Below are 16,395 nucleotides of genomic sequence, written 5' to 3'. Positions count from 1 at the left end.
CTATCCCCTCCCTTTCACGATGTCTGCCAGCCGTTTGGCCTCAGCAACGGGGTCAGCAGCGAAAAAAACAGCCGACAATACTGCCACCCCGGCTGCGCCCGCTTCCAGCACCCGACGGGCGTTGCCGGCGTGAATGCCGCCGATGGCGATGACTGGAATGGACACGGCGGCCACGATTTCCGCAAGCGAGTCCAGACCGCGCGGCGGCAAACCGGGCTTGCTGTCCGTCGGAAAAATATGGCCATACAAACAAAAGTGAGCGCCATCCTGTTCGGCTTGTTTCGCCTCCTCCGACCCGTGCACCGAGCAACCAACCGTCAAGTCCGGAAACGAGCGGCGGACGGCGCGGACCGGCAGGCTGTGATAAGCAAGCTGCACACCTTTGACACCGTAGACAGCGGCGACATCAACCCGGTCATTGACGATGATTTTTTGCAGCGGCACCCCGACGCGAAGCAGTGCCGCGACAAACGCCGCCACTTCACGCGCCGTCTTCCCTTTTTCGCGAATATGAATCAGGTCGGCATACGGATGGGTGTGCGCACAAATCGCGGCGAATTCGTCAACCGTCTGACGCCCGGTGGAAACGAAATGGAGAACCCCCATCGCCATCCCTTTCTTTCTACCGTACATCGCTTATAGAAATATACGGATAATGAACACCGACATAGTAGGCGGCGAACATCAAAGCGGCAAACAAGGCGACAAGCCAAATATCATATTTGCCGAACCCGATTTCATAATAAAACGTGCGCCGCCCGCTGCCGGAAAATTGTTTCGCTTCCATCGCCACGGCGATGCGCTGGGCGCGGCGGATGCTTTGCGACAACAGCGGAATGGCGTAGCGCTTCATTTTGCTGAGGACGCCCTTATTCGGCACGCCGCGCACTGTTAACGCATAGCGGATCGCCTGAAACTCTTCAAGCATAATCGGCAATAGGCGAACGGCCGCCAAAAAACTGTACGCATACTTTGGCTTCAGTCTCAACTGCTGCATGAGCGAATAAAACAACGGAACCGGCCGGGTCGTCAGCGAAAAAATCAAGCCGAGAAGCCCAAGCGCCAAAGCGCGAAACCCGATGTGCACCCCGCGCCAAAAACTTTCCGCTGTAACATGGATGAGCCCCCAGCGAAACCATGTCGTCGTTCCCTCGCCAAACATCATCATCGATGAAGCCGTCGAAACAAACACGAGGAAAAACGGCAAAAACAGCCAAAACAACACATTCGCCGGATAGCCGGTGCCAAAGCAAAACAAAACGAAGAGAGCGAGCGAAACGTTAATCAGCACGTTCGGGTTATGAATGAACAACACCGCAAAAAAGAGCATGACGAGCACAATGAGCTTCAAACTCGGGTTCGCTTCATAAAGCCATGTTTCACGGCGCTGAATGTCCCAGTTCATCGCCATGTTCCTCCTTCGGCCAATACAGGCTCCACAGCAGCAAGGCGCTCATCGCGAACAAGCGCTCCATCTTCAACGACCCACCGTCTCGTCGCAAAACGACGGACAATTTGCTCGTCGTGGGTGACCATGATGATCGCCGCCCCTTGCTCACGGTATGATTCAAGCATCGCCAGCAACGCGAACGTGTTTTTCGCATCCTGCCCAAATGTCGGCTCATCAAGCAAAAAGAGGCGTTGGCCGGCGACGATCGAAGCAGCCACGCTCAGCCGCCGTTTTTGCCCGACTGACAGCTGGTACGGGTGCTGGTCTTGCTGCTCAACAAGGTCAAATTCACGCAACAGGCGGGTGATGGTTTCCTCGATTTCCGCTTCCGGCCGCCCTTCAAGCCGAAGCGAGTAGGCGAGCTCTTCGCGGACGGAATGGGCGACAAATTGCCACTCCGGATTTTGGAAAACAAACGCAATATGGCGGTAGATCGGGTGTTGCCGCTTGATGTCGGCGCCTAGCAGCATATACTCTCCGTCCGTGCGGATGAGTTGCATAAGCGCGTGCAGCAACGTGCTTTTACCGGCGCCGTTTTTTCCGGTGACGGCAATCCATTCGCCGGCGTGCACCGTTGCTTTAGGAACATAGATTTTCGCCTCCCGGCCGCGGAACCCGCGAAAACGGTCGAGGCGAAGAAGCTCCTCGCCTTGATGGCGAGTTCGCTGCCTTGCCGTCCGGTCATAGTCGTCCCAGACGCCTGGATACCAGATCCCTTCAGCGGCAATGACGTCTTTATAGTCGGAAAACACCGCCTTCGCCTCGCCGTCGGCGATGATGCGCCCATCGCGGCCGAACAAGACAATGCGATCCACAAAGTCGAGCACATGGTCAATTTTATGCTCGACGATGATGACCGTTTTGCCGCGGCCCACCTTCTTCACCGTTTGCCATACCGCCTTCGTCCCTTCTTCATCAAGCAGCGCCGTCGGCTCATCCAAAAACAAGACATCCGGCTCAAGCGCCAGCACCGAAGCGAGCGCCAACCGCTGTTTCATCCCGCCGGAAAGCGTATGAATATCAGTATGCGGAGCGATCTCCAAACCGACTTGGTTCAGCAGCGCACGGATGCGGACGGGCATCTCGTGGCGCGGCACGCTTCGATTTTCGAGGGCAAAAGCGATTTCCTCGTCCGCATACGGCATGCAAAATTGCGCATCAGGATCTTGGAAAACATAGCCCCACCGTTCCGGCCGCTTAAGGCGCTCCGCTTTCATCGGCACATCGATCGAGTGGGGAATGATGCCAGCCATCACTTGCAATAATGTCGACTTGCCGCATCCCGACGGACCAAGGAGGAGCACTTTCTCCCCCTCGGCAATCGAAAGCGACAAGTCGCGAAACAGCAGCCCGTCGCTCCCGGGAAATTTCAGGCGCAGCCGATCAATCGCAATTGCTTGTTTCATCGCCATTCGCCGCCTTACCGGTTCAATGCATCGTAATCGTCTTTCGAGGCCGGCCGCCACATTTGCGTCACTCCGGTTTTTTCGAGCGCTTTCGCCAATGAAACAGCAAGCACGCCGGAGATGAGGATGGCGCCGATAAAACGCGCCAGCAAAAAGAGCGCCATATTCCATGGGGCGAGCGCCTCAATATAGCCTTTGTAAAAGTCCATGATGAGCGAGCCAATCGTCGCCCCGACCGCGCCGAGCGATACAACGAACACATCAAAGCGCCGATAGCGGAAGGCGGCAAAGACGAGCTCGGCAAACAGCCCTTGAACGACCCCGTAAATGAGCACTTCAAGCCCCCATTGCGATCCCATGATCAGCTCGCCGGACGAAGCCGCAATCTCCGCGAGCAACGCCACCCCTGGCTTGCGAATGAGCAAATAAGCGAGCGAGGAGGCGATAAACCACATGCCGTAAATGAGTTGATCGAGATGAAACCCTACTGCTCCCACCGCGCTATATAGCGGGCCCCATAATTTGTAAATAATGCCAAACACAATCGCAATGACGATCGTCGTTAAAATATCCGCCAATTTTAACCCTTTTGTCTTCACTTCCATCCTGTTCTCCTCCTTGTCTTGCGTCAACGGCTCGCCGCCAATTCAGCCGACGGCCACTGCTCAAGCCGATACGCCATCTCCCAAAACTCGTACTCATATTCGCTGCTGATGAGGAAATGCTGCTTCATCCGATGGCGATCCTCTTCGGTGACCTCGTCAGCGATGTCGTCAAGCCGCGCGATTTGCTCTTCCACAAGCGAGCGGAACCAGTCCGAACTGTAGGTGCCGATCCATTTTTCATAAATCGGATCATTCGGGCGGCACATTTTCAAGCGCTCGCCAATTTCGTAATACAGCCAGTAGCACGGCAAAATGGCGGCGATAACATCACCGAGATGCCCTTCGTACGCCGCGCGGTACATGTGCGACGTATAGGCGTACGCCGTCGGCGCCGGAATGAACGCCGCCCTTTCCTCTTCCGTAATGCCCAAGAGCTCGGCGAACGTTTCATGCAGCGACAGCTCGGCTTCGCACGTGCTTTGTGCATGGTGCGCCAACCGGGCTGTCGTCGCCAAATCCGGCGATTTCGCCGCCCCGATCGCCTGCACGCGGGCAAAATGGCGCAAATAATAGGCATCTTGCATCACGTAATAGCGAAACTTCTCGCGCGCAAGCGTCCCTTGGCCAAGCTCCTGAACAAACGGATGGCGGAAACTCGCCTGCCAGATCGGATCGGCCGCTTGGCGCAATTGTTTGGCAAATGACATTCGTTTTCCCCCTTTTTGGCAAAATAAAAACGCCGCTTCCTTTGCCGATTGGCGTAAAGAAAGCGGCGTGGGCATGCGACGTTGGCAAGGCAAAGCCTAGCCTTGCTGTGCTGCTCCTCCACTTCCCTACGCTGGCATTACCCAGATCAGGTGCTAAGGGTCTCAAAGGCACACTTTGATCTCAGCCTTTCTAAAGGCCCCCCTAGTGGATGATGGTGCAATTTTCAGTTTTCTTTACACTTAATCATACCATGGCACGAACGATTGTCAATCTTTTTTTCTCCGACGTTGCGCTATGCGTTGCAATCCGCTATGATGGAAACGCAGCAATTGACGACGGAATGGGAGTGGAAACGATGGCGAAGGTCATCCTGAAAAGAGAACGGAAAAAACGGCTTGAGCAAGGGCATCCATGGATTTTTCGAAGTGAAGTCGACCGCATCGAAGGCGATGCGACGCCGGGCGACTTCGTTGACGTTTACAATCATCAAGGTTATTGGCTGGCGAAAGGATATATCAACCCCGCTTCGCAAATCATCGTCCGCGTCTTGACGCAAAACCCAAACGATGAACTCGATGAGCGCTTTTTCATCGACCGCATCCGTCAGGCGTGGGCGTACCGTGAACGGATGATTCCCGGCGTTCGCTCCTGCCGCGCCGTCTATGGCGAAGCCGACTTTTTGCCCGGATTGATCGTCGACAAATATGAAGATGTGCTTGTTGTGCAAATTTTGGCGCTCGGCATGGAAAGGCGGAAAGACTGGATTTTGCGCGGCTTGCTTGACGTGTTTGCCCCAAGGGCCATTTATTTGCGCAACGATGTGTCCGTTCGGGAGCTTGAGGGTCTCAAACAAGAAAAAGGCTTTTGGTACGGGGAAGCGGAAACGGAAATCGAAATCGAGGAAAACGGCGTGAAATACATCGTCGATATTGAAAACGGACAAAAAACCGGCTTTTTCTTCGACCAACGGCAAAACCGCGCCGCTCTTCGTCCGCTCATCGGTCCGGAGACAACCGTGCTCGACTGCTTCACCCATACCGGCTCGTTTATGCTAAACGCTTGTCTGTATGGGGCAAAACATGCTACTGCCGTCGATATTTCCGAACATGCCATCGAAACGGCGAAACGGAACGCCGCGTTAAACGGATTCACGAACGTTGAATTTGTCGTCGCCAACGCCTTCGACTATTTGCGCGAATCAGTGCGCGCCGGCAAACAGTGGGATGTCGTCATCATCGACCCGCCGGCATTCGCGAAATCGGCCCATGCCGTCCCGAAGGCGCTGCGCGGCTATAAAGACATTAACTTAAACGGATTGAAGCTTGTCAAAGACGGCGGCTTTTTCGTCACATCAAGCTGCTCGTACCACGTCCGCCCGCACCTATTTCAAGAAATGATCGCTGATGCGGCATTTGACGCAAAAAAAGTGCTGCGCCAAGTATATTGGAACGGCGCCGGCTACGACCACCCGAAACTCCTTGCCGCGGAAGAAGGCGACTACTTAAAATTCGCCATTTACGAAGTGCATTCCCGGCGGTGACGAGCCGCTCTCAAAGGCCGTTTCGATGCGCCGCTGGGCAGAAAAAACGCCTAGGGGTTATCCCTAAGCGTTTTTTCGTTCCCTGGGGCGAAGCGATTGTTCTTTATGCAAGACCGACAGATAGACAAGCATCGAAAGGAGCACCGAACCGCTAGCAGCTAAATAAATGCTCGGATAGCCGAACCAATGGCTGATTTGGCCAAACACCATCGCCCCGACGCCGACCCCTAAATCAAAAAACGAGAAAAATGTCGCGTTCGCCATTCCCTTGCGGTGGGCAGGCGCCCGCTCGACGGACCACGCCTGCAGCCCCGGTTGCACCATGCCAAAGCCGAAACCGTACAGCACCGCCGCCAAAAGCAACGCCCATTCTCCCGGCAGCCAAGCGAGAAGAAGCATCGCCAGCAAAATAAGCCCCGCACCAGGGAGAAAGACGGCTCGATGCCCTTTTCGGTCATACAACTGGCCAGCGAACGTTCGCGTCACCATCAAGGCCAGCGCGTAAAGCAAAAAGTACAGCTGCAGGCCGCCGATCTGTTTTTGCGCCGTATATAGAGGCAAGAATGAGGCGATGCCGCCGAACGTCACCGTCAAGAAAAACAACAGCAACGACGGGGTCAAAGCGCTTTTTTCATACAAATCCCATCTGTTCGCCCCTTTGCCATGCACGGCTTCCGCTTTTTTATACGTGATCGCGGCGGCAAACAGCACCGAAGCGACTCCAAGCGCCGCACAAATGGCAAACAGATGGCTAAACGGAATCATAGCGGCAAGCACAAGTCCAAGCGACGGACCAAACGCCAAGGCGATATTCCCCGACAGCCCGTAATAGCCCATTCCTTCCCCGCGGCGGCTCGCTGGAATGATGTCCGTCGCCACCGTTCCGGAAGCGGTTGTCGAAAACCCCCAGCCAATTCCTTGGACGACCCGCATCAAAAAGAGAAGGAAAATGCTTGAGATCAAGCTGTAGGAACCGACAGAAATGACAAAAATGAGAAGCCCCAATAAAAACACAAACCGGCGCCCTTTCGTCTCAAGCGCATGGCCGGCGAACGGACGGACGATGAGCGCCGAAAACGTAAACACACCGACGACAACGCCAATCAGCTGATCGTTGCCGCCCAAATGCTCGACAAACAGCGGAAGGGTCGGCAGCGTCATTTGAAACCCAAGAAACACAAAAAAATTGGCCAAACAAATCAAAACAAAATCTTTCGTCCATATTTTTTCTTTTTGTTCTGCCATAAGCGGCTGCTGCTCCGCTCCCATACCGATCCCCCTTGCGAACGATGTATTTCGTGTCCCTTAATATTTGTTAGTATAACATAATCCTATGCCGCCGTTTAAGCAAAATGTGATTTCACCGTTCTCCCGGCAAGATGACGACAAAAAAGCCCCGCCCAGCCGGCGGTTCCCGGGTGTTGTTTGCGCAGCACCATCCTTCTATGATGCGTCAACTACCCCCACTTCGCGAACGCTTGAAGTGAGGGCTTGCAACTCCCCAGAAGTGCAAACGGACTTCGTCCTCCTTCCTTGACTTGGGGTTGCATCAGGGGGCAGGTTGACGACTGCCCAACGACGCAGGTCATGCCTGCATCGTTACCGATTCTCTCGGTGTGTCTGTTGGCAGTACTTGGCTTCCACACACAACAGACGGACCTACGCTCGATGTTTTGCGGTTGCAACGTTTCCTGCAACCAACTCCATACATCGAGCAGCCGTTATGGGAGTGCCTTTATTGAACGGTTTTCTCCACGCCTTTATTCTATCATACACAAAAGAAAGGGGGAACGCGCATTCCTCTCCCACTTACTCCCTTTGGTCGTTGAAGTGGGAGTCTCCTGCGCGAAATAGGATGAAGAAAAAAGCCGCCGAACAATCGGCAGCCTTTACCATCCTTTTCGTTTGCGCAACGACACAATTTGTGCGGTATGATGTTTCCCATGCCATGCATACAACGCGGTCAATACATACAGCGGCATCTCCCCCGCTGCCCCTTCCGGCCGAATGGTTCGGTGAAAATCCACCTCCGTCATCGATTCAAGCAACACCGTCCAGCGCGCATGCAGCCCGTCAAGCAGTAAAAGCGACGATTCAATCGACAATGTACGGGCATCAGCTGTTTTCGCCCATTCACTTTCCGCAAACGGCTTCACCGTTGGGCCGTCTTCCGTCACTCCCCATTTCGTGCGCAAAAACGCATTCATGCTTGCATCAGCCAAATGATGGACGACTTGGGCCACCGTCCAGCCGCCGTCGCGATACGGCGTGTTCAGCTGCTCATCGTTCAAGCCGGAAACAGCGGTTCTTAAGTCGTTCGGCAGTCCGCGGATGGCAGCAATCCACTTTTGCACCTCCTCAGCCTCAAAACGCTCCGGCTCTTGAAACGTTCCGATCGGGTAGCGAATCGGATCGACCGTCGCCATGTTGATCATCTCCCTTCCGTATTCATTCATTCCACACAGAAAGGCAAATTCCTTCTTATTCTTTCCAGATGTATACGCGCGCCTCGTACGGCTTCAGCTTAAAACGCGTCGCATTTTTATGCGGACGGACCGGGTAGTTCGAGAGCGCCAAATCGCTTGACTGAAGGCGGAAGCCGTCATAGCGGTAAAGTGAAGGACGATCAGATACGTTGACCATGATAAGCGCCCGATCGCGGCCAAGCGTTCTTGTGTACGCGTAAATGGATGGGTGGTTTTCCAAAAGCAGATCGTACGTTCCGTAAACAAACAGCTCGTTCGCTTTCCGAAGCTGAATCATTTGTCGATAAAACGACCATACCGAGTTCGGGTCGCGCCGCTCGGCCTCGACATTGATCGTACGATAGTTTTCGTTCACCTTGATCCATGGCGTACCTGTCGTGAATCCAGCGTTTGGGGCACCAGACCATTGCATCGGGGTGCGCGAGTTGTCGCGCCCGGTTTGCCAAATGATCTTCATCACTTCCTCATGCGTCCGGCCGTTCGCCCGTTCGAGTTCATACAGACGCAAGGCAGCGACATCGCGGTAGTCGCGAATGTCGGAAAATTGCACGTTCGTCATCCCGATCTCTTGCCCTTGGTAAATGAACGGCGTCCCTTGCATGAAAAAGTAGAGCGCGCCAAGCGCCTTCGCGCTCTCCGCCCAATACTCGCCGTCATTTCCCCATGTCGACACTGATCGAGGCAAGTCGTGGTTTTCCAAAAAGAGCGCGTTCCACCCACGGTTTTCCAATCCTTTTTGCCATTTCGTCAACGTCCGCTTCAGCCGACGGACATCGATCGAACCATCGGCTTTCCTTTTCCAAAGCCCTAAATGCTCAAACTGAAAAATCATATGAAACACGCCGTTTTCTTCCCCGACCCATTGTTCGGCCTCATCAACCGTTACTCCGTTCGCCTCGCCGACCGTCATAATGTCATATCGTGCAAACGTTTGCTCTTTCAACTCTCGCAAATACTCCATAATCCCTGGCTGGTTCATGTGCGCAGCAAATGACGGCACGTACTTCAGCCCCTTCGGATTTGGCAAATCGGGAAGACCCGGCTTTTTCTTAATGTGGGAAATCGCGTCGATGCGAAAGCCGTCGATGCCTTTATCCAGCCACCAGTTGATCATGTCATACAGCGCTTCGCGCACCTCTCTGTTTTCCCAGTTCAAATCGGGCTGTTTCACATCGAAAAGATGTAAATAGTACTGCCCCGTCCGCTCGTCATACTGCCATGCCGAGCCGCCGAAAATGCTTTCCCAGTTGTTCGGTTCGCGCCCGTCTTTGCCGTCGCGCCAAATGTACCAGTCGCGCTTCGGATTGTCTCGCGATGACCGCGATTCGATAAACCACGGATGCTCATCACTCGTATGATTGATGACCAAATCCAAAATGACTTTCAACCCGCGCCGATGGGCTTGGGCAAGCAATTCATCGAAGTCATCCATCGTTCCAAACTCATCCATAATGGCATAATAATCGCTGATGTCATATCCGTTATCGGCGTTCGGCGACCGGTAAATCGGACAAATCCAAATGATGTCGACTCCAAGCTCCACCAAATAATCCAGCTTTTCGATGATGCCGCGAAGATCACCGATGCCGTCGCCGTTGGCATCCATAAAGCTGCGAGGATAAATTTGATACGCAACGCCTTCTTTCCACCATGTTTTTTTCAAGGCTGCCTCCTCCTTGCGCACACGTTTTCACTATTAACTGTACACGATATTGGTGCGATAAACAACTTCTCTTTTTCTCAAAAAAACAGCCGGTTGACGGGGCTGCACGCTCCTGCCAACCGGCTGGGGTTGATCAACTCGTTGCGCGGCTCGCTTCATAAATTTTTAAATTGTGATATACTGCCTCAAGCATCGGGGCATGGATGCCATGCCGTTTCGCCAATGCCAGCAAATACCCTTGCAAATGGTCGGCTTCGATGAGCTGTCCTTTTTCCATATCGCGCTGCATGGACGATTTCATCGTTGGGGCGATCTGTTCGAGCTGGGTGCGTTGCCGCTCGGCCATTTCATCGGTCAACGGCGCCCCATGCGCTTGGATGATCGTTTTGATTTCGCGAAACAGCCGGTCGATGATGACGCTCCCGTACTCGCCGGAGCGAATCGGCCCGATCGGGGCGCGGAACAGCGTCGTCACGCCCGACATCGTCGCAATGAACAAATATTTATTCCACATATCAGCCGCAATTTGTTCGCTTAGGCGAAAACGGGCATTGGCGCCGGCAAACAGCGATTCGAGCGCCTTCACCCGTTCAGTCCGTCCTGCGGGCCATTCGCCGAAACGCATCTCATGCGCCGGGCTCGTTTGGATGATCTCCCCTCTCTCGTTTAACGTCGTTTCGATAAAGCAAAGCCCGCCTAAGACATTCTCGCGGCCGAACGCCTTCCATAACGCCTCCATATGGGCCATGCCATTTAACAACGGCAAAATCATCGTCGCCTCTCCAACATACGGTTTCGCATCGGCGATGGCGCCGTCTAAATGGTACGCTTTGTTTGAGAACACGACAAGATCAAATGGCTCGGCCGATTCACCGGCAACAAGCAATCTCGGCGCCAATACCGCATCGCCATGGATGCTGTGGATGACAAGCCCGTATTTCTCCAGTTCCTGTTTTCTGCGCTCGCGGACAAGAAACGTTACGTCCACCCCTTTTTCAAGAAGACGGCCGCCGAAATACCCGCCGACCGCTCCCGCTCCGACAAACAGAATGCGCATCGTATGTACAGCTCCTTTCTCTACTTGAGGGTTGATCCTACGCTTCCAACGTCTTTCACAAAAGCCATGCCGCCAATCGAACATGTTTCTCCACGATGATAAACAAGAAGAAAAAAGGAAGAAGGGAACGCGCCCCTCCTTCCTTCTCGTCCGCTAGCAGCAACGCGACACTTTGCCGCCCTTGGCATTGTAGCGCGCCTCTTGCGCCTCGCAGAAAAACTCTTTCCGCGACTTGATCGGCTCACCCGGATGATGGGTTTTCATATGCTCGACATATTTTTCATAACTCGGCACGCCGACAAGCAAGTCAAGAAACTGCCGGCGATAGGCCAACACAGTTTGCAGCCATTTAGGCATAATGCTTCGCTCCTTCTCCATCGCGCGGCACGTACGGCGCTTCTTTGAGCGGCACATGTTTGTTTTGCAGCACTTTGATCCAGATGTTCAACGCCGAGATCAACATCGCAATCACAACGAGCATGAAAATCGCACACAATGTCGCATCAATGTAGTCGTTCATAATAATTTGCCGCATTTGCGCCTCATTCGTGGCCGGCGCCAAAATTTTGCCTTGGCTCAAGCTGTCTTGGAACATTTTCGCATGCGACAAGAAACCAATTTTAACGTTTTCATGGAACAGCTTTTGATACCCCGCCGTCAGCGTGACGACCAAAAGCCATGTCGTCGGCACGAGCGTCACCCAAACATAAGCCTTTTTGCCCATTTTAAATAGAATGGTCGTCGCAAACAACAAGGCGATGCCCGCCAACATTTGGTTGGCGATGCCAAACAGCGGCCATAGGGTGTTGATGCCCCCAAGCGGATCGACGACGCCTTGGTACAGGAAGTAACCCCACGCCAACACACAAAGGGTCGTGGCGATCAAGTTCGAGGCAAGCGAATCCGTTTTGCCAAGCGGCTTGTAGAACGTCCCCATAATATCTTGGATCATAAAGCGGCCGACGCGCGTGCCAGCGTCAATCGTCGTCAAGATGAACAGCGCTTCGAACAGGATGGCAAAGTGATACCAGAACGCCATGAGCGCCTTGCCGCCGATGGCGCTCGATAAAATGTGCGCCATCCCGATCGCCAACGTCGGCGCCCCGCCCGTGCGCGACAACACCGTTTGCTCGCCGACGTCCTTCGCCAGCTCCGTCAGCATGTCAGGGGTGATCGTAAATCCCCACGACGACACGACTTTGGCCGCCTGAACGACATCCGTGCCGATCACTGCCGCCGGGCTGTTGATGGCAAAATACGCCCCTGGCGTCAAGACGCAAGCCGCCACCATCGCCATAACCGCGACGAACGACTCCATCAACATCGCACCGTAGCCGATCGGCCGCGCATGGCTTTCAAGCTCAATCATCTTCGGCGTCGTGCCGGATGAAACGAGCGCGTGGAACCCGGACACTGCGCCGCAGGCAATCGTGATGAACAAGAACGGGAACAAATTGCCGGCGAAGACCGGTCCTGTACCGTCGATAAATTTCGTCACTGCCGGCATTTGCAAATCCGGCATCACAACGAAAATGCCAAGCGCCAATCCGACGATGGTGCCGATTTTCAAGAATGTGCTCAAATAGTCACGCGGCGCAAGCAGCAGCCATACCGGCAGCGCCGAAGCGACAAATCCGTAAATGATCATTAAGATCGCGATCGTTTCCCCTTTGAGCGTAAACATCGCCGAAAGCGTCGGATGCTCTGCGACGTACTGACCGGCCACAATCGACAAAATCAACAGCACAAATCCCCCAAGCGACGCCTCGGCAACACGCCCCGGGCGAATGAAGCGCATGTAAATGCCCATCAAAATCGCAATCGGAATCGTCGCGGCGATCGTAAACATCCCCCACGGGCTTCCGATAAGCGCTTTCACAACAACGAGCGCCAATACGGCCAATAAAATAATCATAATGCCCAAAATGCCAAGCGCTGCGATCAAGCCCGTCACCGGTCCCATTTCTTCCTTGATCATTTCGCCAAGCGACTTCCCATTGCGGCGCATCGACGCAAACAAAATGACAAAGTCTTGCACCGCGCCGCCGAGCACAACGCCGATCACAATCCAAAGCGTCCCGGGCAAGTACCCCATCTGCGCAGCCAAAATCGGTCCGACAAGCGGTCCGGCACCGGCGATGGCGGCGAAGTGATGCCCGAACAGCACCCATTTGTTCGTCGGGACATAGTCTTTCCCGTCGTTAAACACTTCAGCCGGCGTTTTTCGGTTATCATCAAGACCGAACACTTTGCGGGCGATAAACCGGCTGTAAAAACGATAGGCGACCGCATACGTGCAGACGGCGGCGACGATCAGCCACATGGCGTTGACCGATTCGCCGCGGCTTAAAGCCAAAATGGCAAACGCTGCGGCCCCGAGGACGGAAATCAGGCCCCATAACAAAATCGATTTTAGCCCCTTCACACGGCTTCCTCCTTTTTTATTTGTCAAAATCCTTTACGCTACTATTATATTCATTATTCTGAAAAATTTAAAGATATTTTTTCATCTTCAACTAACGTATCGTTTGGTTCTATAGGAACGTTTTTCCCCATTCCTATTTCACAAAAGTATAAAACAAGTCTTTGGCGCAAAAAATGTAATTGCACCCATCGGCTTAACCAGCAACTGACTATGAAACACCCATTGATTGTCTCCAGCTCCATCTGACGGCGCAATGGACAAAACAACGATCAACTACTATTTCAGTAAAGGGTTCGAGAAGGTGAAGGCGATCGAAGCATTGTTATGGAGCATTGCTTTGCCTGGATTCGGGCAACTGTTGAACAAAAAGTATATAAAAGGAATTTTGTTTATTGCGTTGGAATTTGTGATTAACACCCAATCTCATTTCAATGAAGCCATCCGCCTCAGCTTTTTGGGACGTACGGATGAGGCCGCCCGCATCATCGATATCGGATGGCTGATGTTTTATCCATGTTTATACTTTTTTTCCATGTGGGATGCGTTTAAAGACGCTGGCGGCGGGCGGACACCGTACTCGTTTTTGCCGTTTGTCGTCTCCGCCTACTTTGTGACGATCGGCTTGATGTACTCAACGCACGTGACGATCGGCGGCGTGTTTTTTGGACCGATTTGGCTGCCGATCTTATCTGTCATCCCCGGGCTCTCCATTGGATGGCTACTGCAATTTCTGCTGCTGAAATGGAAATAGCCATCCGCTTGGTGATTGCCCCACCACAAAAGCCGCCAATTATTCATTGGCGGCTTTCGGTTGCGGCTCTTTAGCGCTTTTTCGTTTTTTCATCGTTCCCACCGCAATGACCGCAGCGACAACGAGCAACTCAAATCCATACTTCACAACAGGATTGGCAAAATACGCCTTTAAAAACGGCTCATCGACGATCATTTTCGCCGCCGTCCAGGCGAGGACACCGGCGCCGATCGTAATAATGATTGGGAAGCGCTCGATCCATTTTAAAATGAGCGTGCTGCCCCACACCATGATCGGCACAGAAATGAGCAGCCCAAGGAGCACGAGGAGAAAACTTCCGTGCGCGGCTCCGGCAACCGCCAATACGTTGTCAAGCCCCATCAACGCATCGGCAATGATGATCGTGCGAATCGCCTCCCATAAACTCCCCCCGGCTTCAACATCGTCATGGCCCTTCCCCTCAACAAGCAGCTTATAGGCGATCCAGACAAGCAGCACGCCGCCGACAAGCAAAAGCCCTGGGATTTTCAGCAGCCAGACGACAAAAATCGTTGCCAGCGCCCGGATGACGACAGCGCCGACCGTTCCCCAGACAACGGCCTTTTTTTGCTGATGTTTCGGCAAGTTGCGGGCCGCCAACCCGATTACGATGGCGTTATCCCCTGCCAGCAAAAGATCGATAATGATGATCGACAGCAACGCCGTCCAAAACTCTGCTGACAATACATCCATGGAACAATCCCCCTTCACAAGTTATATTTTTCCTTTAGCGAAATCGGCGCCATCTTGATGACTTGTTGCAAAATAAACATAAGAACGGCGAAATCATCGATAAAACCAAACAACGCAAGCCAATCCGGAATGAGGTCAAGCGGCAGCGCTATATACAAAAGCAGCAAACCGACGGAAAACAATTTTTTTCGCATTGGCACTTCATGAGAAACGAAAAATTCAAACAAAAACGGTAGAAAACGCCGGACATGGACGATGAAGCGAAGCCGTTTCCACCATTTACGCATGCCATCCCCTCCACTTTTTGTTCTTTTGAAACCGAACCTATCTTCCTTTACGATTATCTTCCCCCCTTTTGTTTCATGAAATGAAAGAAGGCCCTTACCATCTTTGGTAAAGGCCTCCATAAATAAAATAGACCTTTACCAACATCGGTAAAGGTCTCGCTAACAACGTCGCCGTTGCCAACAAAGCCGAGGGCATGCGCCCTGAACTGACGACTTTGCTGTTAAAGCTACTCCCCTTTAACAAAAGAAACTATATTCGTTTTTATATTTTCATGATATTCAATATTTATACCTGTTGTCAACTCTTTTTCTTGACAAGAAATGAATCCAATTTATTGCCCCGCCGTAAACTTCAAACCAATGACTCCGACAAGAATGCAAAGCAAAAACGCCACACGCGGCGCGTTGACTGGCTCGTTTAAAAACAACATGCCGACCAAGGCCGCGCCGAGCGCTCCGATTCCCGTCCACACCGCATAGGCGGTGCCGATCGGCAACGTTTTTATCGCCAGTGATAAAAAGTAAAAGCTCGCCGCCATCCCCGCAATCGTCACAACAGAAGGCCAAAAGCGGGCAAACCCGTTCGTATATTTCAGCGCGATCGCCCATACAACTTCGAACAAACCAGCAACTATTAAATAAACCCACGCCATGCCCCGTCCTCCCTTTTTAGCGAAAATAAAAAAGCCGCGAGAACGATCGAAACGATGCTCCTCCCGGGCTTTTGTCCCTCCGTGCACGCGGCGATGCCGCGCGTTTTCTCTCGGTCGCAGGCCGGCCGCAAAGCAGCCGCGGAACCCTAGAAAACCTTTTTCTTCTTTTTTTCCGCTGTTATTGTACCATGTTTGTGGCCAATCGGCTACTGATTTAACCATCGTGCCGCTGGCATAGCAAGAAAGCAGATGGGACATTCCCATCTGCTTTATACCGGATCGTTATCAACATCGCTGTACGATTCAATCGCTTGATCCAGCGCCCGATACGCCTCAGCGAAGGCGTTCGTCGCCGATTCATCTCCAGCCTCGGCCAGCTCCATTCGTGCATTGCGCGCATGGGCGACGGCGCGAATGACGTCTTCAATCATTTGTTTCTTCTCCCCAGCGCTCGCCTTCAATTGTTCAAGCTCATGGAGCGCCCCGTCAAGGCTCGTCGAACGCGGCTCTTCAAATGCCTGCTCCAATTGTTCTTTTACACGTTGCAGCACTTCTTTCATGATCGCCCACCCTTCCTTGATTCGTTGTCATCCGCTAGTGTAAGCGATTGGCGGCAAACTATGCATTACCAA

General features: G+C 53.1%; 17 protein-coding genes and 2 riboswitches. Of the genes, 2 read left to right on the top strand and 15 right to left on the bottom strand.

Annotated features, from left to right (window positions below):
- The 5 genes from tenI to tenA are packed head-to-tail and all read right to left on the bottom strand — an operon-like array spanning window position 1 to window position 4,168.
- Window positions 1–606: a thiazole tautomerase TenI gene (gene tenI / locus GHH_RS02870; protein ID WP_013146260.1), complete on the bottom strand. Its 606-nt coding sequence runs from the start codon at window positions 604–606 to the stop codon at window positions 1–3.
- A 16-nt stretch (window positions 607–622) separates the two neighbouring features.
- Window positions 623–1,405: an energy-coupling factor transporter transmembrane protein EcfT gene (locus GHH_RS02865; RefSeq protein ID WP_015374014.1), complete on the bottom strand. Its 783-nt coding sequence runs from the start codon at window positions 1,403–1,405 to the stop codon at window positions 623–625.
- Window positions 1,402–2,856 (bottom strand): ABC transporter ATP-binding protein, encoded by a 1,455-nt coding sequence (locus tag GHH_RS02860; protein WP_015374013.1) that lies wholly within the window; start codon window positions 2,854–2,856, stop codon window positions 1,402–1,404. Before GHH_RS02860 ends, GHH_RS02865 begins: the two co-directional genes overlap by 4 nt.
- 14 nt (window positions 2,857–2,870) lie before the next feature.
- Window positions 2,871–3,461 (bottom strand): ECF transporter S component, encoded by a 591-nt coding sequence (locus GHH_RS02855; protein WP_015374012.1) that lies wholly within the window; start codon window positions 3,459–3,461, stop codon window positions 2,871–2,873.
- 23 nt (window positions 3,462–3,484) lie between these two features.
- On the bottom strand, window positions 3,485–4,168 hold the full coding sequence (tenA, locus tag GHH_RS02850) for a thiaminase II (protein WP_015374011.1): 684 nt from the start codon (window positions 4,166–4,168) through the stop codon (window positions 3,485–3,487).
- A gap of 106 nt (window positions 4,169–4,274) precedes the next feature.
- A riboswitch (TPP riboswitch) is annotated at window positions 4,275–4,382 on the bottom strand.
- Window positions 4,383–4,524: 142 nt separating this feature from the next.
- On the opposite strand from tenA, the gene GHH_RS02845 reads away from it, so the two are divergent.
- Window positions 4,525–5,709 (top strand): class I SAM-dependent rRNA methyltransferase, encoded by a 1,185-nt coding sequence (locus GHH_RS02845; protein ID WP_015374010.1) that lies wholly within the window; start codon window positions 4,525–4,527, stop codon window positions 5,707–5,709.
- 63 nt (window positions 5,710–5,772) lie between these two features.
- On the opposite strand, the gene GHH_RS02840 is transcribed toward GHH_RS02845, so the two are convergent.
- From GHH_RS02840 to GHH_RS02815, 6 genes are all read right to left on the bottom strand, one after another.
- Window positions 5,773–6,978: an MFS transporter gene (locus GHH_RS02840; protein ID WP_015374009.1), complete on the bottom strand. Its 1,206-nt coding sequence runs from the start codon at window positions 6,976–6,978 to the stop codon at window positions 5,773–5,775.
- A gap of 620 nt (window positions 6,979–7,598) precedes the next feature.
- Window positions 7,599–8,135, bottom strand: a complete 537-nt coding sequence (locus GHH_RS02835; protein ID WP_015374008.1) for a YfiT family bacillithiol transferase — start codon at window positions 8,133–8,135, stop codon at window positions 7,599–7,601.
- Window positions 8,136–8,190: 55 nt separating this feature from the next.
- Window positions 8,191–9,858, bottom strand: coding sequence for an alpha-glucosidase (locus tag GHH_RS02830; RefSeq protein ID WP_015374007.1), 1,668 nt, complete (start codon window positions 9,856–9,858; stop codon window positions 8,191–8,193).
- 133 nt (window positions 9,859–9,991) lie between these two features.
- Window positions 9,992–10,915, bottom strand: coding sequence for a ketopantoate reductase family protein (locus tag GHH_RS02825; protein ID WP_015374006.1), 924 nt, complete (start codon window positions 10,913–10,915; stop codon window positions 9,992–9,994).
- Window positions 10,916–11,068: 153 nt separating this feature from the next.
- Window positions 11,069–11,272, bottom strand: coding sequence for a YbdD/YjiX family protein (locus GHH_RS02820; RefSeq protein WP_015374005.1), 204 nt, complete (start codon window positions 11,270–11,272; stop codon window positions 11,069–11,071).
- Window positions 11,265–13,340: a carbon starvation CstA family protein gene (locus GHH_RS02815; RefSeq protein WP_015374004.1), complete on the bottom strand. Its 2,076-nt coding sequence runs from the start codon at window positions 13,338–13,340 to the stop codon at window positions 11,265–11,267. The genes GHH_RS02820 and GHH_RS02815 overlap by 8 nt, the downstream gene beginning before the upstream one ends.
- A gap of 301 nt (window positions 13,341–13,641) precedes the next feature.
- Here GHH_RS02815 and GHH_RS02810 point away from each other — a divergent pair, with 301 nt between their 5' ends.
- Window positions 13,642–14,091 carry a hypothetical protein gene (locus GHH_RS02810; protein WP_041470402.1) on the top strand — a complete coding sequence of 150 codons (450 nt, stop codon included), beginning with the start codon at window positions 13,642–13,644 and terminating at the stop codon, window positions 14,089–14,091.
- 39 nt (window positions 14,092–14,130) lie between these two features.
- On the opposite strand, the gene GHH_RS02805 is transcribed toward GHH_RS02810, so the two are convergent.
- From GHH_RS02805 to GHH_RS02790, 4 genes are all read right to left on the bottom strand, one after another.
- Complete coding sequence (locus tag GHH_RS02805) at window positions 14,131–14,823, bottom strand: TerC family protein (protein WP_015374002.1); 693 nt, start codon at window positions 14,821–14,823, stop codon at window positions 14,131–14,133.
- A 14-nt stretch (window positions 14,824–14,837) separates the two neighbouring features.
- Entirely contained in the window at window positions 14,838–15,110 is a 273-nt protein-coding gene (locus GHH_RS02800) for a YkvA family protein (RefSeq protein WP_015374001.1), read from the bottom strand.
- Window positions 15,111–15,442: 332 nt separating this feature from the next.
- Window positions 15,443–15,763, bottom strand: coding sequence for a quaternary ammonium compound efflux SMR transporter SugE (gene sugE, locus GHH_RS02795; RefSeq protein WP_011230112.1), 321 nt, complete (start codon window positions 15,761–15,763; stop codon window positions 15,443–15,445).
- A gap of 58 nt (window positions 15,764–15,821) precedes the next feature.
- A riboswitch (guanidine-I (ykkC/yxkD leader) is annotated at window positions 15,822–15,924 on the bottom strand.
- A gap of 108 nt (window positions 15,925–16,032) precedes the next feature.
- Window positions 16,033–16,323 (bottom strand): hypothetical protein, encoded by a 291-nt coding sequence (locus GHH_RS02790; protein ID WP_015374000.1) that lies wholly within the window; start codon window positions 16,321–16,323, stop codon window positions 16,033–16,035.
- Window positions 16,324–16,395 lie beyond the last annotated feature (72 nt).

Source organism: Geobacillus sp. GHH01 (assembly GCF_000336445.1).
GTDB classification, from domain to species: Bacteria; Bacillota; Bacilli; order Bacillales; family Anoxybacillaceae; genus Geobacillus; species Geobacillus zalihae.
This window is presented reverse-complemented; position numbering and strand designations above follow the sequence as displayed.

Excerpts from the sequence above, each read along its gene's own strand:
- GHH_RS02790 (WP_015374000.1), bottom strand. The coding sequence starts at position 16,323 with ATGAAAGAAGTGCTGCAACGTGTAAAAGAACAATTGGAGCAGGCATTT.
- GHH_RS02860 (WP_015374013.1), bottom strand. The coding sequence starts at position 2,856 with ATGAAACAAGCAATTGCGATTGATCGGCTGCGCCTGAAATTTCCCGGG.
- GHH_RS02825 (WP_015374006.1), bottom strand. The coding sequence starts at position 10,915 with ATGCGCATTCTGTTTGTCGGAGCGGGAGCGGTCGGCGGGTATTTCGGC.
- GHH_RS02865 (WP_015374014.1), bottom strand. The coding sequence starts at position 1,405 with ATGAACTGGGACATTCAGCGCCGTGAAACATGGCTTTATGAAGCGAAC.
- GHH_RS02820 (WP_015374005.1), bottom strand. The coding sequence starts at position 11,272 with ATGCCTAAATGGCTGCAAACTGTGTTGGCCTATCGCCGGCAGTTTCTT.
- GHH_RS02805 (WP_015374002.1), bottom strand. The coding sequence starts at position 14,823 with ATGGATGTATTGTCAGCAGAGTTTTGGACGGCGTTGCTGTCGATCATC.
- GHH_RS02800 (WP_015374001.1), bottom strand. The coding sequence starts at position 15,110 with ATGCGTAAATGGTGGAAACGGCTTCGCTTCATCGTCCATGTCCGGCGT.
- tenI (WP_013146260.1), bottom strand. The coding sequence starts at position 606 with ATGGGGGTTCTCCATTTCGTTTCCACCGGGCGTCAGACGGTTGACGAA.
- tenA (WP_015374011.1), bottom strand. The coding sequence starts at position 4,168 with ATGTCATTTGCCAAACAATTGCGCCAAGCGGCCGATCCGATCTGGCAG.
- GHH_RS02855 (WP_015374012.1), bottom strand. The coding sequence starts at position 3,461 with ATGGAAGTGAAGACAAAAGGGTTAAAATTGGCGGATATTTTAACGACG.
- sugE (WP_011230112.1), bottom strand. The coding sequence starts at position 15,763 with ATGGCGTGGGTTTATTTAATAGTTGCTGGTTTGTTCGAAGTTGTATGG.
- GHH_RS02840 (WP_015374009.1), bottom strand. The coding sequence starts at position 6,978 with ATGGGAGCGGAGCAGCAGCCGCTTATGGCAGAACAAAAAGAAAAAATA.
- GHH_RS02835 (WP_015374008.1), bottom strand. The coding sequence starts at position 8,135 with ATGGCGACGGTCGATCCGATTCGCTACCCGATCGGAACGTTTCAAGAG.
- GHH_RS02845 (WP_015374010.1), top strand. The coding sequence starts at position 4,525 with ATGGCGAAGGTCATCCTGAAAAGAGAACGGAAAAAACGGCTTGAGCAA.